Annotated in this window: 14 protein-coding genes; 13 read left to right on the forward strand and 1 reads right to left on the reverse strand. The window is 38.0% G+C overall.

Annotation, left to right across the window (positions count from 1 at the left end; genetic code table 11):
- From B096_RS0101795 to B096_RS09485, 5 genes are read left to right on the forward strand one after another with little or no spacing between them, the layout of a single operon-like run.
- A complete protein-coding gene (locus B096_RS0101795) occupies positions 1-1,023 on the forward strand; it encodes an NAD-dependent epimerase/dehydratase family protein (RefSeq protein WP_018579071.1) in 1,023 nt (340 codons plus the stop codon).
- Positions 1,023-2,087, forward strand: a complete 1,065-nt coding sequence (locus B096_RS0101800) for a dihydrodipicolinate synthase family protein (RefSeq protein ID WP_018579072.1) — start codon at positions 1,023-1,025, stop codon at positions 2,085-2,087. The genes B096_RS0101795 and B096_RS0101800 overlap by 1 nt, the downstream gene beginning before the upstream one ends.
- On the forward strand, positions 2,080-2,892 hold the full coding sequence (locus tag B096_RS0101805; RefSeq protein WP_167317839.1) for a Gfo/Idh/MocA family oxidoreductase: 813 nt from the start codon (positions 2,080-2,082) through the stop codon (positions 2,890-2,892). Before B096_RS0101800 ends, B096_RS0101805 begins: the two co-directional genes overlap by 8 nt.
- Complete coding sequence (locus B096_RS0101810; protein ID WP_018579074.1) at positions 2,889-3,821, forward strand: Gfo/Idh/MocA family protein; 933 nt, start codon at positions 2,889-2,891, stop codon at positions 3,819-3,821. Before B096_RS0101805 ends, B096_RS0101810 begins: the two co-directional genes overlap by 4 nt.
- A complete protein-coding gene (locus tag B096_RS09485) occupies positions 3,821-5,038 on the forward strand; it encodes an amidohydrolase (protein ID WP_018579075.1) in 1,218 nt (405 codons plus the stop codon). The genes B096_RS0101810 and B096_RS09485 overlap by 1 nt, the downstream gene beginning before the upstream one ends.
- Here the strand turns inward: B096_RS09485 and B096_RS0101820 are convergent.
- Entirely contained in the window at positions 5,004-5,912 is a 909-nt protein-coding gene (locus B096_RS0101820; protein WP_018579076.1) for an AraC family transcriptional regulator, read from the reverse strand. The genes B096_RS09485 and B096_RS0101820 overlap by 35 nt on opposite strands.
- Before the next feature lie 90 nt (positions 5,913-6,002).
- Here B096_RS0101820 and B096_RS0101825 point away from each other — a divergent pair, with 90 nt between their 5' ends.
- The 8 genes from B096_RS0101825 to B096_RS0101860 all read left to right on the forward strand — a co-directional run bounded on the left by B096_RS0101825 (position 6,003) and on the right by B096_RS0101860 (position 16,566).
- Positions 6,003-7,328, forward strand: a complete 1,326-nt coding sequence (locus B096_RS0101825) for a family 4 glycosyl hydrolase (protein ID WP_018579077.1) — start codon at positions 6,003-6,005, stop codon at positions 7,326-7,328.
- Entirely contained in the window at positions 7,328-8,503 is a 1,176-nt protein-coding gene (locus B096_RS0101830; RefSeq protein WP_026254088.1) for a PTS transporter subunit EIIC, read from the forward strand. Before B096_RS0101825 ends, B096_RS0101830 begins: the two co-directional genes overlap by 1 nt.
- Position 8,504: 1 nt before the next feature.
- Positions 8,505-9,254, forward strand: coding sequence for a carbohydrate deacetylase (locus B096_RS0101835; protein ID WP_018579079.1), 750 nt, complete (start codon positions 8,505-8,507; stop codon positions 9,252-9,254).
- A 149-nt stretch (positions 9,255-9,403) separates the two neighbouring features.
- The gene (locus B096_RS0101840) at positions 9,404-10,381 is read left to right on the forward strand and encodes a tRNA dihydrouridine synthase (RefSeq protein WP_018579080.1); all 978 of its coding nucleotides are present in this window, start codon (positions 9,404-9,406) and stop codon (positions 10,379-10,381) included.
- Between the two features lie 34 nt (positions 10,382-10,415).
- The gene (gene recQ, locus B096_RS0101845) at positions 10,416-12,221 is read left to right on the forward strand and encodes a DNA helicase RecQ (protein ID WP_018579081.1); all 1,806 of its coding nucleotides are present in this window, start codon (positions 10,416-10,418) and stop codon (positions 12,219-12,221) included.
- A gap of 311 nt (positions 12,222-12,532) precedes the next feature.
- Entirely contained in the window at positions 12,533-13,528 is a 996-nt protein-coding gene (locus tag B096_RS0101850; RefSeq protein WP_018579082.1) for a D-2-hydroxyacid dehydrogenase, read from the forward strand.
- 268 nt (positions 13,529-13,796) lie between these two features.
- A complete protein-coding gene (locus tag B096_RS0101855) occupies positions 13,797-15,065 on the forward strand; it encodes a hypothetical protein (protein WP_018579083.1) in 1,269 nt (422 codons plus the stop codon).
- A 232-nt stretch (positions 15,066-15,297) separates the two neighbouring features.
- A complete protein-coding gene (locus B096_RS0101860) occupies positions 15,298-16,566 on the forward strand; it encodes a hypothetical protein (RefSeq protein WP_018579084.1) in 1,269 nt (422 codons plus the stop codon).
- Positions 16,567-16,735 lie beyond the last annotated feature (169 nt).

A 16,735-nucleotide genomic window follows, 5' to 3' on the forward strand; every position in this document is an offset into this window, starting at 1 on the left:
ATGAATAAAACATTACAGAAAATTGAAAAGAAAATGAATACCGCATCGGATGCCTTAATCCAAGATGTTAAACGCATTGAAGGAGATATTATCATTTTAGGTGTCAGCGGTAAAATCGGATACAACTTGTCCGCTTTGCTTATGGATGCACTCACGAAAGCAGGGATTAAGAAGCGAGTGTATGGTGTTGCACGGTTCTCTGGAGGTCAAAAGTCACGTCAAGCACTTGAAGATCTGGGAATCACAACTTTGGTTGCCGACTTTATGGATGAAGCAGCACTTAAGAATTTACCCCAAGTGGAAAATGTCATTTATATGGTTGGCTATAAGTTTGGTAGCACAGGGAATGAAGCGTATACTTGGGCACTCAACAGTTATCTACCCGGCCGTATTGCAGAAATTTATAAAAATTCAAAAATCGTAGCATTCTCAACCGGATGTGTATATCCCTTAGTGGATGTACGTCATGCTGCACCATCAGAAGAAATGGCGCCTGATGCAGTAGGGGAATATGCACAGTCATGTTTAGGCCGAGAACGTATCTTTGAATATTTTGCAGAAACACATAAGACCCCTACAGTCATTTATCGTCTAAACTATGCGATTGATGTTCGTTACGGAGTACTTGTAGAACTTGCCAAAGCGGTTTATGAAGAGCGGCCTATTGATGTCACGATGGGTTCTGTAAATGTTATTTGGCAACCTGATGCCAGTGAAATGGCCATTCGTTCATTACTTCATACAACGGTACCTGCCAATATTTTAAATATTACAGGTCCAGAAACGCTATCGATTCGTTGGATTGCAGAGCGTTTCGCCTCTATTATGAAAAAAGAGGTTGAATTTATCGGTGAAGAGGCACCAACAGCCCTGTTAAATAATGCTTCAAAATCTCACGAACTTTTTGGTTATCCAAATACAACTGCACGTGAAATGATTGATATCGTGGCAACGTGGGTTATGGAAGACGGAACACTAATTGATAAACCAACCCATTTCCAAGAAAGAGAAGGTAAATACTGATGAATGCAGAACAACGCAAACTGTTAAATCAAGGGACGGTAATCCCTGCGCATCCGCTCGCTCTTAATGAAGATAAATCATTGGACGAGGTCAGTCAACGCGCTTTAACGCGCTATTATTTAGAAGCAGGTGTGGGTGGCATTGCGGTAGGGGTTCATACGACTCAATTTGAAATTCGAGAACCTCAGTTTAATCTTTATGAGACGGTTTTAAAAATGGCAGCAGAAGAAGTAGCGCGCGCTCAGTTAAGTCGTCCTTTCCTAAAAATAGCAGGATTAGCGGGACCAACAAAACAAGCATGTTCGGAAGCACGCTTAGCGAAACAATATGGATATGATCTGGCATTACTCAGTATGGGGCATCTCCCAGAATACAGCGAAGCTGAACTGCTTGAGCGCACGCGTGAAGTTGCGGAAATAATGCCGGTGTTTGGATTTTATCTCCAACCATCAGCCGGTGGTCGCATTCTTTCGTTTGAATTTTGGAAGGCATTTATGGAAATCGAAAATGTCGTTGCGGTTAAAATCGCACCTTTCAATCGTTACCAGAGCTTGGATGTGGCACAAGCGGTAATGATGTCATCACGCTGGCAGGATATCGCAATTTACACAGGGAATGATGATAACATTGTGGCAGATTTACTTACCACGTTTTCAATGAATGTTAATGGCGAGAACCGTCAAAAAGCGATTGTGGGAGGCTTACTGGGTCATTGGTCTGTTTGGACCCACAAAGCAGTCCTGCTATTCGAAGATATTTGTCGATACCGTCGTGGGGAAGGAAGTGCTCAAGAATTATTAGAGCGTGGAACCCATATAACAGATACAAATGGTGCTTTCTTTGATGTCCGCAATAATTTTAAGGGATGTATTGCAGGGATAAACGAGGTCTTAACACGACAAGGTCTCATGAAAGGGAATTGGTGTTTGATGGATCATGAATGTATGAGCGCAGATCAAGGTGCATATATTGATACAGTATATCGTAGATATCCAGAGTTAAATGATGATGCATTTGTTCAAGAGCATTTGGCTCAATGGCGTCATGATGCAAAAAATGATTAAGATAGGTATCATCGGTGCCGATACGACACACGTATCGGCCTTTGCTTCAAGTTTTCAAAAAAATCGTGATTTTGAGGTCGTAGGTGTATATGACGATCAACTAGGTCAGCTCGATTTTTTCAATAACAGACGCGACGGGACTTTGGATGCGATTCACAAACTTGGTATTCCTATTTACACGAATCCTGCTTTTTTAGAAGCGGTGGATGCAATTTTACTTCTAACTGGAGATGCTGCGACGCACCGTACGCTTTTTGAAAATCACTGTTGCTTGGGTATACCGGTATTTATCGATAAACCCATTACTTATTCCTTCGATGATTTTATTGCCCTAAAAAAATGTGCTCAAGCTCACAATGTTCCCGTTTTTTCGGCATCAGCATTACGGTATATTCATGACATCAAAAAGCATGACCTACCGAAAGCGCAACAACTTATTATTTCAGGACCCTTAACATTTCAAAGCGGAATCCCGGATTATCACTGGTATGGCATTCACCTTGTTGAGATATTAGGATCGCTTTTTACAGGGGACTTAATGATCGATACGATGCTCGATAGTGAAACTAAAGAAACGATACAGGGTTCTGTGGGGAATCATAAAGTTTTGTTGGAAGGGATTAAGGTAGGGAATCCGCCGTTTAAAATTAATGACTGTGTTTTAGATCAATCTCTTTATGAGGGTTTACTTGAAGCTGTTACAGCGTTTATCAGCACTGGTAAAGCTCCACTTAGCTGGGATGATATGGAACAAACCCTTAGAAACCTTGATGTAATCAACCGCAATCGTAGGAGTAAAGGATGAAACGTTATAAGGTTGGTATTGTTGGATGTGGTCGTCAGTTTTTGCACCACATTCAAGCCTTGGAACGAATTGATCATGTCGATATTGTTGCTTTATGTGACCACAATCCTAAGCGGTTATTACGGGCTCAAACACTCTATGGTGGCAAAACCTATACAAATTATCAAGCGATGATTGCTAAACAGCGCATCGACTGCATTCATCTCTGTGTTCCAGAACAAGAACAATTTGTAATGATTGAGTACTTTAGTTCATTTGGTATACATATCGTAATTGAAGCACCAACCTACAACCAATCCTATCTTTATGAAGAAGCACTCAAATTAAGTCAGAAATACAATAATCCTATTGCATTTGTAAATCCGGATTTTTACCGAAACACGTATCAAAAGATGTATCAATTGGTTTGTGAAAAAACACTGGGGAGCGTAAAGCATATTCGAGTGGTGGTCGGATCGGAAACAACTGAACAATTATATAGAGAAGGCAGTCAGGTTTTAGATCTGCTGCTATCTCTTGTAGAGGATGAGATCACCAAATATGATGGAACATTTAAACAGCGACGAGCATCGGAAGTGGACATGGTGGAGTGTTGGTTTGAATACAAAAATCGTATTCAAATAAGTATGTATGGTTCAGTATACTGCTATCGTCAAATGCCAATTGAAATTTGGATTGAGTTTGATTTAGGTACAGTGAATATAATGGGATCTGAGTTCGAAATAAAACGTCATGATAATATGATTTTTCGACAAAATTTTGCTAAGAGTATGTTGCTTGAGTCCATCGACATTGACCCCAAGCAAGGAGCTTATCAAAATATGATGGATGCGTTATATACGGGAACGTATGATATTAAAAATCAAAATATCCAACGCATCAAAACCCAATCCATACTGAAACAAATTTTTAAGGAGGAACCGTTATAATGGAGAAACGTATTGAATCTTTAGCCGCCCATTATTCAAAAAGCATTTTAGCTTTGAGTGATGCCATATGGCAGTTTTCAGAAGTGCGTTTTGAAACACCACATTCTGCTGATGCAATGACAGCATTGCTTAACGATGAAGGATTTAACATTACGCGCCCGCTAGCAACGTTGGACCATGCGTTTATGGCTCATTTTGGCAGTGAAGGCCCTATTATCGGTTTTCTTGCAGAGTATGATGCATTAGGTGAAGCAAATCATGGATGTGGTCATAACCTTCTTGGAAGTGGTTCATGTTTGGCAGCTTTAATTTGTAAGGCAATGATGGAAGAGCTTGAATTAAAGTATCAAGTGCGCGTTTACGGTTGTCCTGCCGAGGAGAGTGGATATGGTAAGGGAATTATGAATGAACAAGGTGTGTTTGATGACCTTGCAATTTGCTTAACCTGGCATCCCAATACATTCACCCAAGTCTGGGCTGATAAAACCCTTGCGGTACAACAAGTGCAATTTGATTTTCAAGGGATTGCCAGCCATGCAGCTGGCGCACCAGAGCAAGGGCGATCGGCATTGGATGCAGCAGAACTTATGAATATTGGTGTGAACTACTTGCGCGAACATGTTTCAGATGATGTGCGCATTCATTATGCGTATTTAAATGCAGGTGGACCCTCTGCGAATGTAGTTCCAGATAAGGCATCCCTATATTATTTTATTCGAGCGAAATCGTTGCATGATGTTGATGCCGTGGTTGAACGTGTAAAAAAAATTGCTTATGGAGCAGCACAAATGACGGAAACAAATGTTTTGATAAAATCCGATGGTCGATGCAAATCGTATAATGCAAACCATATTTTATCGAAACAACTTCATCAGGCAATATTGGATTTGGGCCCAATTTTATCTACAAATAAGCATTATGACCAAACTATAAAAAACCCAGTTTTCAATCAAACAGGGTTTGTCTCAACAGATGTGGGTGATGTAAGTTGGACGGTTCCAACAGCCCAAATTTTTATTGCATGTGAACCAATCGGATTTCCAATGCATGCACGAGAATGGCATGATCAAGGCCGGTCATCATATGCACATCAAGGCATCGTCAAAGCTGGAAGTGTGTTAGCACTCGCCGGGCTTCGTACGCTCCTTAATCCAGATGAAATGGCAGCTGTTCAGTCAGAATTTAAAGCGCAGTTGGCTCTTTCTGACCGTTTGTAGCAATAAAGACACTACGTTGGTTGCTCTCACTAGCGCGTGATTTTTTCTCGGTATCTTGATGTTTTTTTCGAATCTGAGATGGCGGAAAGCCAAAAACAGACTTAAAACATTTCGTGAAGTATGCCGTTGAGTTAAAACCACATACCTCGCTGCATTCTGCGATACTTAGGTCACTTTCGGACAACAATTGATGGGCATGATTACAGCGCACTTGGAAAATATAATTATTAACTGTAATGCCGGTAATGTCCTTAAAGATTCGACAAAAATAATATTTACTGATTCCGACTTCCTGACTGATTTCATCAAGGCTTAAATCACGATTGAAATGATGGTGGATGTACTCAATTGACTGTTTAATAATTGCCATACGTTCTGTTTTTAATGAAGCTCCTGGAGTTGCTTCAATCAATTGATTTCGGTAAAGAAGTATAAGCATTGTGTTGCATAAGGCACGAACGGCTTTTTGGTAATAAGGTTTTGCTTGGTCACATTCATTAGCGATAATTTGAAAAATATTTCGCATCTCTGGATCACTGGTCAAGTTATGAAAACGACAATTAATTGTATCAAAATTTAAACTTCGACAAAAATTAGAATCCATAATTAAACAAAAATAAATCACTTCATCCGTCTGACTTTCGATGCTATGAATTGAATTTGAATTAATAATGACAATCTCACCACGTTTCGCAATGATGGTTTGATCGTCGATATAAACAATTGCTTTTCCTGAAACAATGTAGAGGAGTTCAATATTCGCATGCCAATGGGGTAATATTTCCGATTCGTTACGAATCAATGAGTTAAAATGAAATATTATCGGATAATTTGGGTTATCAAAATAGTGTAGCTCATAATGCAATTGTTTCATAAAATCCCCCTTAGAACCTTTGTCTTCTCTAAGTATAATTAGGAAGCTGAAAAAGGTCAAGGAAACGCTTACATATAGAAAGAGGTTAATATGAAAACAGAACCCATTAAAATTTGTATTGCAGGTGCTGGAAGCACCTACACGCCTGGAATCATTCAAAGTTTGCTAGCTCAGTATGAAATGTTCCCAGTTGAAGAAATACGCCTTTATGATATATCAGAAGAAAAGAATCATCGGACCTTCGTGATTGTAGAGTATTTACTTCGTAATTTAAAACGTCCAATCAAAATTATAGAAACGGTCGATCCTGCTATTGCATTTACGGGAGTCGACTATATCTTTGCTCAAATTCGTGCTGGTGGACTAAAAATGCGTGAGTTGGATGAAAAAATACCGCTTGAGTTTAATCTTGTGGGACAAGAAACGTGTGGGGTAGGTGGCTTTGCCTATGGCATGCGCTCCATGAGCCAGTTTCTTGAACTTGTATCATTATGCGTAAAATATGCACCCAATGCTTGGATTTTAAACTATACAAACCCCGAAACAATTATTTCAGAAGCTGTACGACGCCAATTTCCGCAAGCTAAGATTATTAATGCTTGTGATATGGCCATCAGCATCAGTAAGACGCTTGCAGATATTTATGAATATGATCATGATGGATGGATTCCGGATTACTACGGTTTGAATCATTTTGGCTGGTTTACAAAAATTTACGATAAAAACTTAGATCGTGATGTTCTGCCTGAAATCATTGAACGTGCCCAACAAGAAGGTGTTTGGCTCAATGAAGGGGATGATAGTTGGAAAGAAACATATGTTAATTTAGGTCGCATGATTCAATATTTCCCTGATAGCATTCCCAATAATTATTTAGAGTACTACTTAATGGGGGATGAAAAAGTTGCAAAGGCAAATAAAAACTATACACGTGCCAATCATGTCATGGACCATCGGGATCAATATATGCAACAATTTTATGAAGCGATTGTTTCTAATGCCCAAGAAGACTTGAAGACTTATACAATGGAAAATGAAATTCATGGACAATATATTATCGACATTGCGATTTCTTTACATCAGGATTTAAATAAACGTTTTAATCTTATCGTTCCCAACCGCGGTGCGATTTCAAATTTACGTGAAGATGCTGTTGTGGAAGTGCCGGCTTATGTGAGTGCACGAGGTGTAGAACCAATTGCATTGCGAGAACCAATTTCTGATTTTCATAAAGGATTAATGGAAGCGCAAGTCGCATCCGAAAAATTATGGGTTGATGCGTTTTTTGAAAAGTCTTATCTCAAAGCATTACAAGCATTCACACTTAATCAAACAGTTCCGTCGATGCTAGTGGCTAAAGAAGTGCTTGATGCACTGATAGAAGCCAATAAAGAATATTGGCCTGAACTGAAGTGATGCCTTTGGAAGCCCTAAGTAGGATTCATGAACATAAAATCATTAAGAGTATCCATCAAAGTTTAAGTAAATTCTTGATGGGTCTCATACTCATCAGTTTTGCAATCTTGATGAGTAGCATCTTACCTAATGGGAATGCTTCAATTTTATTAATGCGAATGCTTGTGGGAATCTATCGTCTGGCTAACTGCGCAATTGTATTGTTGTTATCTTATGAATTGTCACGACAATATGAAATTGCGGTTGAAGCGATGTGTGGTGTTTCGCTGGTGTTATTTGGAGGCGTTTTTGCAGATAGCCTCCAAAACATCTTCGAAATAAATTTTTTTGTTATTGCTTTAGGTATTCCGTTGTTAAGTCTTGTGATTATTAAGGGGTGTTCTGTTTTATTGAATAAAGGCAAGTTGGGTATCGTTAAAAAGATACCTAAAGCAATCACCGTAGCATATGGGAAATTACTTTTATCTTTATTCAGTCTTGTGGTGACATTTGCTTTAGTCACATTGCTACAACCCTATATGAGATCATTCACTATAACCGTGTCAAATGGATTTCTTGCGAGTATGAAGGTGTTTTCACATTCGATTTGGCTTTACCTTGTTATCATGTTACTCATGCAACGAATTTGGTATGAAGGCTTGCATGGTGATGCTATGCTTGCACCGTTTTTTGAACCAATCCTTATAATTCTGACATCATTTAATATTGGACAGAGTTTAAATATGATTTCATTTGAAAGCATTATTAATACATCTTTTTACACGACATTTATGGGCGCAAGTGGGTCCGGTTTAACAGGAGCAATCATACTCAATGCATGGGCTATGGGTCGCATTAAAGAAGATGATGTTTTAAAATCAGCAGTTGTACCTGCAATCTTTAACATCAACGAACCTTTGATGTTTGGTATACCAATCGTTTCAAATTCGGAATTGAAAATACCTTTTCTTTTTGCACCCCTGGTAGCATCTACACTTGCTTTCTTCTTGACAAAAGCCGGATACATCAAACCTTTTTTACTCGCTGTACCTTGGTTTGTACCGCCCGGATTAAAGAGCTATCTCGCAACCGGAGGCGATTTTATGAGTGTCTTTTGGGAGATTACGATCTATATGGTTGTGGTGATGCTTTATTATCCATTTGTACGAAAACATTATCAAAAAGGAGAACAATAAAATGGGAAAAGTTATTTTTAATGCCGATGATTTTGGTTATAGCCGTGGTATCAATTACGCAATTGCGGATTGCCATGAATTAGGGATCTTAACCTCTACAACCATCATGGCGAATATGCCTGGATTTGACCATGCCGTCTCATTAGCAAAAGTGTTACCCAGACTTGGAATTGGGGTGCATTTAACACTTACGTGCGGTCCAGCACTTCTCAAAGGACACCAAACCCTTGTAGATGAACAGGGCTACTTCAAACCACTTTGTTATTTTGAAAAGGAAAAACCTTATGATACAAATGAAATCTATCGTGAGTGGAAGGCACAAATAGAAAAGGTTATGCGTGCAGGCATTAAGCCAACTCATTTGGATTCACATCATCATGTGCATACACTGGAGCCGCTACAAGCGATTATCGTCAAACTTGCGCGGGAGTATCACCTACCTGTACGCAATAATTTTAAATTACCGGAAGATGTTAGCGGAGTTAAACGTTTTGAACCCTTCTTTGACAGTGTCGGTATCGATAGCGAAGAACATCTTGAGGTTTATCTCAATAATCTGTTAGATGATATTCAAGCTTGGGAAACGGTTGAAGTGATGTGTCATCCGGGTTATCTGGATCATGAAGTGTATTCAGGTTCGAAATTAACAGAGAATCGGGCTCATCTTGCATTTTTTATGATTCATAGCAATTTTACACAAGAATTGAAACAAAACCCAAATATTGACTGTATCACGTATCGTGATCTGTAATACGATGATTTGAGGCAGATACCTGCCTCTTTTTTTAGTTCATCATGAACTGGATGATTAAGGTTGAAAAAAAGATGAAATAATGGGACAATATCTCTCGGTTAAGGTCTCCAACAAGACCTGAAAAAATCTTAAAGTGAGGATGTTTTATGAGTGAAAATTTCTGGCAACAATTACCCAAACCCTTTTTTGTTTTAGCACCAATGGAAGATGTGACGGATGTCGTATTCCGTCATGTTGTCGCGAAAGCGGCACGTCCTGATGTATATTTTACGGAATTTACAAATAGTGAAAGCTACTTCCATGCACAAGGACGTGAGAGTCTACGTGGTCGTCTTCTTTTTACCGAAGATGAACAACCCGTGGTTGCCCATATTTGGGGTGATAACCCTGACTACTTCCGTGACATGAGTATTGGCTTAGCGGAGATGGGATTTAGTGGTATTGACATTAATATGGGATGTCCGGCTCCCAATGTATTTAAGCATGGTAGAGGATCAGGCTTGATTTTACGTCCCGATGTGGCCGCCGAAATCATCCAATCCGCCAAAGCTGGGGGGCTTCCAGTGAGTGTAAAGACGCGTCTTGGACATCGTGATGTGCAAGAATATAAAACCTGGTTGGCACATGTTTTACGCCAAGATATCGCCAATTTATCCATTCACTTACGAACAAAAACAGAAATGAGTAAAGTGGATGCGCACTGGGAATTGATTCCAGAAATAATGAAAATGCGTGATGAAATTGCACCAGAAACTCTAATTACGATTAATGGTGACATTATGGATTATCAGATGGGGAAACACCTTGCGGATACCTACGGTGTGGACGGCGTAATGATTGGACGTGGTATTTTTCATAATCCCTTTGCGTTTGAAAAAGAACCACAGGAGCATACACCGAAAGCATTGTTAGATTTATTTCGCTATCATTTAGATCAATACGATCTATATTCTGCTCAAGAGCCTGGATTATCAAAGCCACTGCATCGTTTCTTTAAAATTTATATTCGCGAGTTTAAAGGGGCAAATGATTTACGGGCAGCATTGATGGAAACAAAGAGCACGGATGATGCGCGTAGTGTACTGGATGCATTTGAAGCAGTCCATGGTGATGTTTTAGTTTGATCCGTCAATAGATTGACATAAAGAGGAGGATTGCATGGATAAATATCAAGTACTTCGAGAATATTTTGGCTTTGATGTTTTTCGTGATGGCCAAGAAGCAGTTGTTGATGCAATCCTTGCCCAAAAAGATGTTATGGCTTTAATGCCAACTGGTGGTGGCAAGTCGCTTTGTTATCAGGTTCCCGCTGTGATTATGGAAGGTATTACAATTGTGGTGTCGCCTTTGATTTCGCTGATGAAAGACCAAGTGAATTCCCTTAATATGATGGGCATCCCGGCGGCATATATTAACAGTTCTTTAAATGATGGACAGAAAAGCAAAGTTTATGATCGCGCTTTGAATGAAACCTATAAATTGATTTATGTTGCTCCCGAGCAATTATTAACACAACGATTTCTACAACTCACTCAAAATGTAAGCATTGCGCAAGTATCTGTAGATGAAGCCCATTGTGTATCGCAATGGGGGAATGATTTCAGACCCCAATATTTGGATATACCCAAATTTATCCGTACCCTAAATCCGCGTCCTGTTGTGACGGCGTTCACGGCGACAGCTACGGGTCGTGTACGTGAAGCAATCATTAAAAATCTCGAATTAAAAGATCCAGAAGTATCGATTAAATCTTTTGATCGACCCAATCTTTTTTTCCAAACCCTTGATGCGAAAGACAGTGAAAAGAAGTCTTTTATTTTAGACTATTGCCGTAAAACAGATGCTTCGGGTATTATTTATTGTCAAACGCGTAATGAAGTAGAACAGGTTACACGTCTACTAATGGATCAAGGAATTAAAGCAGCAGCATACCACGGTGGCATGAACACCGCTGAACGAATTCAAAATCAGGATGCATTTATTCAAGAAGACATTCAAGTTATGGTGGCAACGAATGCTTTCGGAATGGGTATTGATAAATCAAATGTAAGGTTTGTTATTCATCATAATATGCCCAAAGAACTGGAAGCATATTACCAAGAAGCGGGGCGTGCAGGACGTGATGGGAGTTTGGCAGAATGTATTTTACTGTACAATGGTAAAGATATTCGAACTAATCAATTCTTTATCGAACAGATGGATGAACAACAAGTTGAAGATCCCGAGCGATATGCTTTGATTAAGAAGCAAGCTCATTATCGCTTGTCGCATATGGTTTCGTATTGTAAGACTACACAGTGCCTTCGCTACACGCTGATGAAGTATTTTGGTGAAACGACCTCGGTTCAATGTACTCAATGTTATAATTGCCAGCATCATTATAAAACCGTTGATATTACCGTGGAGGCCCAAAAAATAATGTCATGTATCTTAAGAATGCATGAACGTTATGGTTCTGGTTTGGTGACCGATGTGCTTCGTGGCGCACAAAATAAACGTGTTCTAGAACTTGGTCTGGATAACCTGAGTACCTATGGTATTATGAAAGATCATTCCAAAGCGAATATTGAGATGTTGATTCAAGCATTGATTGAGATCGAGTATGTGGAACGCGTGGTTGACGCATACAATATACTTAGAATTACACAAAAGGGGAAAGCTTTTTTAATCAACCGCAGTAAAATCAGTGTTAAATTACCCGAAGAAGATTCAAACATCAAAAAACATCAAAAAGTTCATAATGTTGACTCTGAGTTATTATTAGCCTTGAAGAAAGTTCGGAAGGACTTGGCGGATAAACGAGGGGTACCACCTTTCGTTATTTTTTCGGATGTTACGCTTATCGATATGTGTAGTTTAATGCCGCGAAATCCAACCCAATTTCTCGATGTTAAAGGCGTAGGAAATAAGAAACTGGAACTCTATGGTGATATTTTCCTCTCAATTATCAATGAATTCATTTAAAGACCCTTATTAGGGGTCTTTTTTAATCTTTACGATTACAAATAGTTGATAATAAAGAGACAACATCCGCTTGGGTCTTTGAGTACTTGAAAATGTTGAGACCAAACGCCTTTATAAGACCACTTGCATTCTCACTGATTACGATTGTGACCGAAGTGGCGTAAAGCACTGATGAATGTTTATCATTCTATAACAACAACATCAATTGTGTGCATCGTGATTTTAGTGGTACAATACGTAATAGTTCCATTTGGGATCTACAAATCGTTTAATTCGGAAAAATAGCGTTTAAATCGAAAAGGAGCATGTCTATGTATAAATTTATCGTCTTTAACGTGCGTGAAGAAGAACGCGAACTAACATTTGATTGGGCAAAACGCCATAATGTTGAAATTACTATAGCTGAAGGTCAAATTACTATGGATAATATCCATAAGGTTGAAGGATTTGATGGCTTATCTACAAGTCAAAATACAAAACTTGAACCGGAAATGTATTCAATTCTTAAAGGTTATGGCATCAAACAAATTGCACAGCGTAGTGCTGGCTTTGATTATTATGATTTGGAACTTGCTACCGAAAATGATCTCATCGTGACCAATGTACCCAGTTACTCACCTGAATCAATTGCTGAGTATGCTGTTACCGCAGCATTAAGTATGATTCGTAAGTTCCGGGTTATTGAAGAAAAAACACGACAACAGGACTTTCGTTGGCAACCCCAAATTCGTGCCGGTCTTCTAAAAGAAATGACCGTAGGTATTGTCGGAACGGGTCATATCGGTCGTAAATCGGCAGCTTTATTCCATGCATTTGGTGCAAATGTGGTTGCATTTGATGTTTTCCAAAATGATGAAGCGAAACAGTATGTAACCTATGTTGATTCTATAGAGGAACTTGTTTCGATGTCTGATGTTGTGAGTCTTCATGTACCAGCAACCAAAGATAATTACCATCAATTTGATGCGGAAATGTTCCGTAAATTTAAATCAACTGCTTATCTCATTAATGCGGCCCGTGGTTCCATAGTGGATACGAGAGCACTTATTGAAGCACTCGATAAAGGACAACTTGCTGGAGCTGCCTTGGATACTTATGAAAACGAAAGTTTATTTATCCCTAAAGACTTTACAGGGCAAGAAATTGATGACGCACTCTTTGTGGAAGTGGTAAATCATGACAAGATTTTATTTACGCCTCATATTGCTCATTATACCAATGTATCGGTGCGTAATATTATGGAATTTGCGCTTACATCCGTTTTAGAAATTCTTGAAACTGGTACTTCTGTAAACCGAGTTAATTAGTTTAAATAATAGAATTTATTAAAAAAAAGACACATGATCCTGATCATGTGTCTTTTTTGGGGTTTAACTCATTTTATATGAAGAATAGGAATTAAACAAATAAGGTAATGTGAGACATTAAAAAGTATAGGGGAGACAAAATTCTAAGAAAATTAATATTCATTTTTGTTTTAGGGTCAAATCGATGTAAACGATTACAAAAAATTTCGAAATGTTCATGTTTTGCCCGAGTAATATGGTATGATATCAATATACAAGGAGAGAGACCATGAAAAAAATAATGACAAGCCTCTTGATGACAGTTCTATTTCTAAGCAGTGTTCCTGTACAAAGGATTAATGCTATAGATTCTCGGAAGGTTGTACTTATAGATGGGAGCGGTACGGAGGTCGACGGTTTTTGGAGAGCACGTTTTAAAATTGAACCGTATGATCCGGATCTAGTTTTAACATTTAGTATTGATTACGGCTTACTTCCGACAGAGGTAGGAAGTACATATTCAGAGTCAGACCACACGCATACTATTGAAATTGATTTAGAAAAGGATGTTGTTCCTTTATTTGGACCAGAATTCAAAGAAGAAAATGATGAACTTCAAAAAGCCTATGAGCTCGCTCTTAGTCGTTTCGAATCATCCTGTGATGTGAATGGGACTTCAGAGAATGATAATGAGACCTGTCGTAAATTGCGCAGTGATTTTGAAACTCAAAAAAAAGCTAAGAATAACTATATTAGAGAAAATATAGGTTATACATTAACGTATCGAAATGCAGATTTTGAATACGGTTACTTAGATTTTGGTAATCCTCAAGAGTTTTATAATCAATCAGAGCATTTTTTCGAGGTTATTGAAGATAATCAGTTCTCTAATTTCAAATTAAAAGAAGATGAGTATCTAATTCATACAGTGGGTTACCATGACCTCATCGGGTCCGATAATTATGCAATGCGCCTTATGGTTTATCCTACACACGATGTTTACATCCAATCGTTAGTTACATACCTTAATGGTATTCCTGTAGTAACACAAGAATTTGAGAAGGTTGAATCATATTCCTATGCTCATCCGATAACAGAATTACATTCATCATTCTCTATATATACTCCCGAATCACTAAGTGAAGAAACCTATATCATTAAAGATCAATACCGAAAATTAATGAGTGAGGAACAAATTAATGGTCTTGAATCTTATAACAGTGCAAACTATACTGTCCGTGATTTTGATGAGCGATTACGCATTTTAAATTCGATGTTCAGTTTTGATATGACTCTTGTAAATCAAGAAGGTAAAAAAGTAGTCTATACTTTTATGGATCCGAGTGCAATTACCGATGCGATGACTGCAGGACTTGTTGTTAACTTTGATCATGTAAATAATCCAAAACATAATGAAAAAATACTTGTACCTAAGGAACCAGAACAACTTGATTATGACGCTTCAATTCTGCCGAAAACAGGGCATGCGAATTCTGTATTTGTGGAGGGAGTTTTCTTAATCCTATCGGGAATTATTTTAAAACGAAAGCAATTTTAAAGATGGAGATAGAATTATATAATTGAAACCAATCCTATTTATGCTGTTTCATAAATAGGATTGGTCTTTTTTATTTTTTTGACGACAAAGTTGTAAGTACAATTTGTGTGTTTTTAACCTTTTTCATTACTGAATTAATGATAGCGCAAAGTCGATGATGAAGAAGTGATGAACTATATTGAAAGAAAACAGTTTAATGATACGCTATTTGTATAGATACAAGGAGGCGTCTATGAAAAAAGTTAGATATGCTTTTTTATTATCTGTTTTATTCCTCGGTCTAGCACCCGTACAAAGTATCTCTGCAACTGAAAATATTCTTACTTTAAAACCGAGTGGGGAAGGGTCCGAGATTGAAGGGGAATGGCAAGCCGACTTTACGCTAGAACCATCAGATCCGGAAATGGAGGTCTTTCTTACATTATATGTTGGTGATCATGGTGTTGATGTTCCTGTAACCTATGATGAATCAACAAAGACATACCAATTTAAGATTGAAAGTGAAAAGGATATACTTGAAAATTTCACAGATGAAGATCGAGAAGCGTTTGAAGCACTCATATTAGAACTCGAACCCGAAATCGAAGCCATTGATGAATCCTGTGATTTTGATAAACCGGCAGTCGAGGATACAGATCTTTGTAGTATAGAACGTCAAAAACTCCAGAAAATTTCGGATAAGATTGAAGCATTTGTGATGAGTAAAGTTTCGTACGATTTTTATTTTCACGATAGTGCGTTTTTCTACGGTTACTTAAAAGTTGATACTGCAAAAGAATTCCTAGAATCTGATCATCAAATAGAAATGATGGATTCAAATCCCTATCCTGATTTGGTCTTAAAAGAAGGTGAATACTTTTTAAAACGCATCGGTGGATATGGCTGGATCGGATCCGAAAACTATGTATCAATGATTCATCTTTATACTACAACAGATGTATATATCACATCACTAAAAACGTATATTAACGGTATTGAAGTTGAAGATACTAAATTCGTGAACGATGAAAGAACGTATATGGGACGTCCAACTACGAATGTTAATTTAGAGTTTATGGTTTTTGAAGAGAAAGAATACGCCGAAGGGTCATTTGTAATTAAAGAAAAATATTTAAAACACATGAGCGATGAACAAGCTGAGTTTCTTGTAAAATTCTATGAAAGTAAGGAGTATGCTTATGACTCACCGGAATATCGTGCTCTATTAGATGAAATGTTCAGTTATGATCTAACGATTGCAAATAACGAGGGTAAATCAGCAACGTACTCATTTATGAGTGAGGGTAGTTTACACAAAGCACTTTCAGAAGGAATGATTGTGAATTTAGATTATGTTAATACACCGAATCATGAAGAAAAGTTGCTTAAAAAGGAAGCCAAAGAACCAGAACAATTAGAATTCGATGCATCAATCCTGCCAGCAACGGGAATTGGAAATTATTCAACAATGCTCGGTGCTCTGTTAGTATTCTCGGGATTATTCATTAAACGTAAGGTTTAAGATTTAAAGAATGCGTATTCAATAAAAAACACACTGAGATTAGAGTACCTTTAAAGCTGACACTAAATAAAAAACACCTACGTGTTAAAATTTAGTCAAAAACTTTGGAGGTATTTTTTATGTCTAAAGATAATCAACGTACATATAAAGAAAATTTTAAAATACGTTC

It is taken from the genome of Erysipelothrix tonsillarum DSM 14972 (genome assembly GCF_000373785.1).
GTDB classification, from domain to species: domain Bacteria; phylum Bacillota_I; class Bacilli_A; order Erysipelotrichales; family Erysipelotrichaceae; genus Erysipelothrix; species Erysipelothrix tonsillarum.

Bases quoted from the DNA above. Each gene is read 5' to 3' on its own strand.
- B096_RS0101795 (WP_018579071.1), top strand. From the start codon at position 1: ATGAATAAAACATTACAGAAAATTGAAAAGAAAATGAATACCGCATCG.
- B096_RS0101800 (WP_018579072.1), top strand. From the start codon at position 1,023: ATGAATGCAGAACAACGCAAACTGTTAAATCAAGGGACGGTAATCCCT.
- B096_RS0101805 (WP_167317839.1), top strand. From the start codon at position 2,080: ATGATTAAGATAGGTATCATCGGTGCCGATACGACACACGTATCGGCC.
- B096_RS0101810 (WP_018579074.1), top strand. From the start codon at position 2,889: ATGAAACGTTATAAGGTTGGTATTGTTGGATGTGGTCGTCAGTTTTTG.
- B096_RS09485 (WP_018579075.1), top strand. From the start codon at position 3,821: ATGGAGAAACGTATTGAATCTTTAGCCGCCCATTATTCAAAAAGCATT.
- B096_RS0101820 (WP_018579076.1), bottom strand. From the start codon at position 5,912: ATGAAACAATTGCATTATGAGCTACACTATTTTGATAACCCAAATTAT.
- B096_RS0101825 (WP_018579077.1), top strand. From the start codon at position 6,003: ATGAAAACAGAACCCATTAAAATTTGTATTGCAGGTGCTGGAAGCACC.
- B096_RS0101830 (WP_026254088.1), top strand. From the start codon at position 7,328: ATGCCTTTGGAAGCCCTAAGTAGGATTCATGAACATAAAATCATTAAG.
- B096_RS0101835 (WP_018579079.1), top strand. From the start codon at position 8,505: ATGGGAAAAGTTATTTTTAATGCCGATGATTTTGGTTATAGCCGTGGT.
- B096_RS0101840 (WP_018579080.1), top strand. From the start codon at position 9,404: ATGAGTGAAAATTTCTGGCAACAATTACCCAAACCCTTTTTTGTTTTA.
- recQ (WP_018579081.1), top strand. From the start codon at position 10,416: ATGGATAAATATCAAGTACTTCGAGAATATTTTGGCTTTGATGTTTTT.
- B096_RS0101850 (WP_018579082.1), top strand. From the start codon at position 12,533: ATGTATAAATTTATCGTCTTTAACGTGCGTGAAGAAGAACGCGAACTA.
- B096_RS0101855 (WP_018579083.1), top strand. From the start codon at position 13,797: ATGAAAAAAATAATGACAAGCCTCTTGATGACAGTTCTATTTCTAAGC.
- B096_RS0101860 (WP_018579084.1), top strand. From the start codon at position 15,298: ATGAAAAAAGTTAGATATGCTTTTTTATTATCTGTTTTATTCCTCGGT.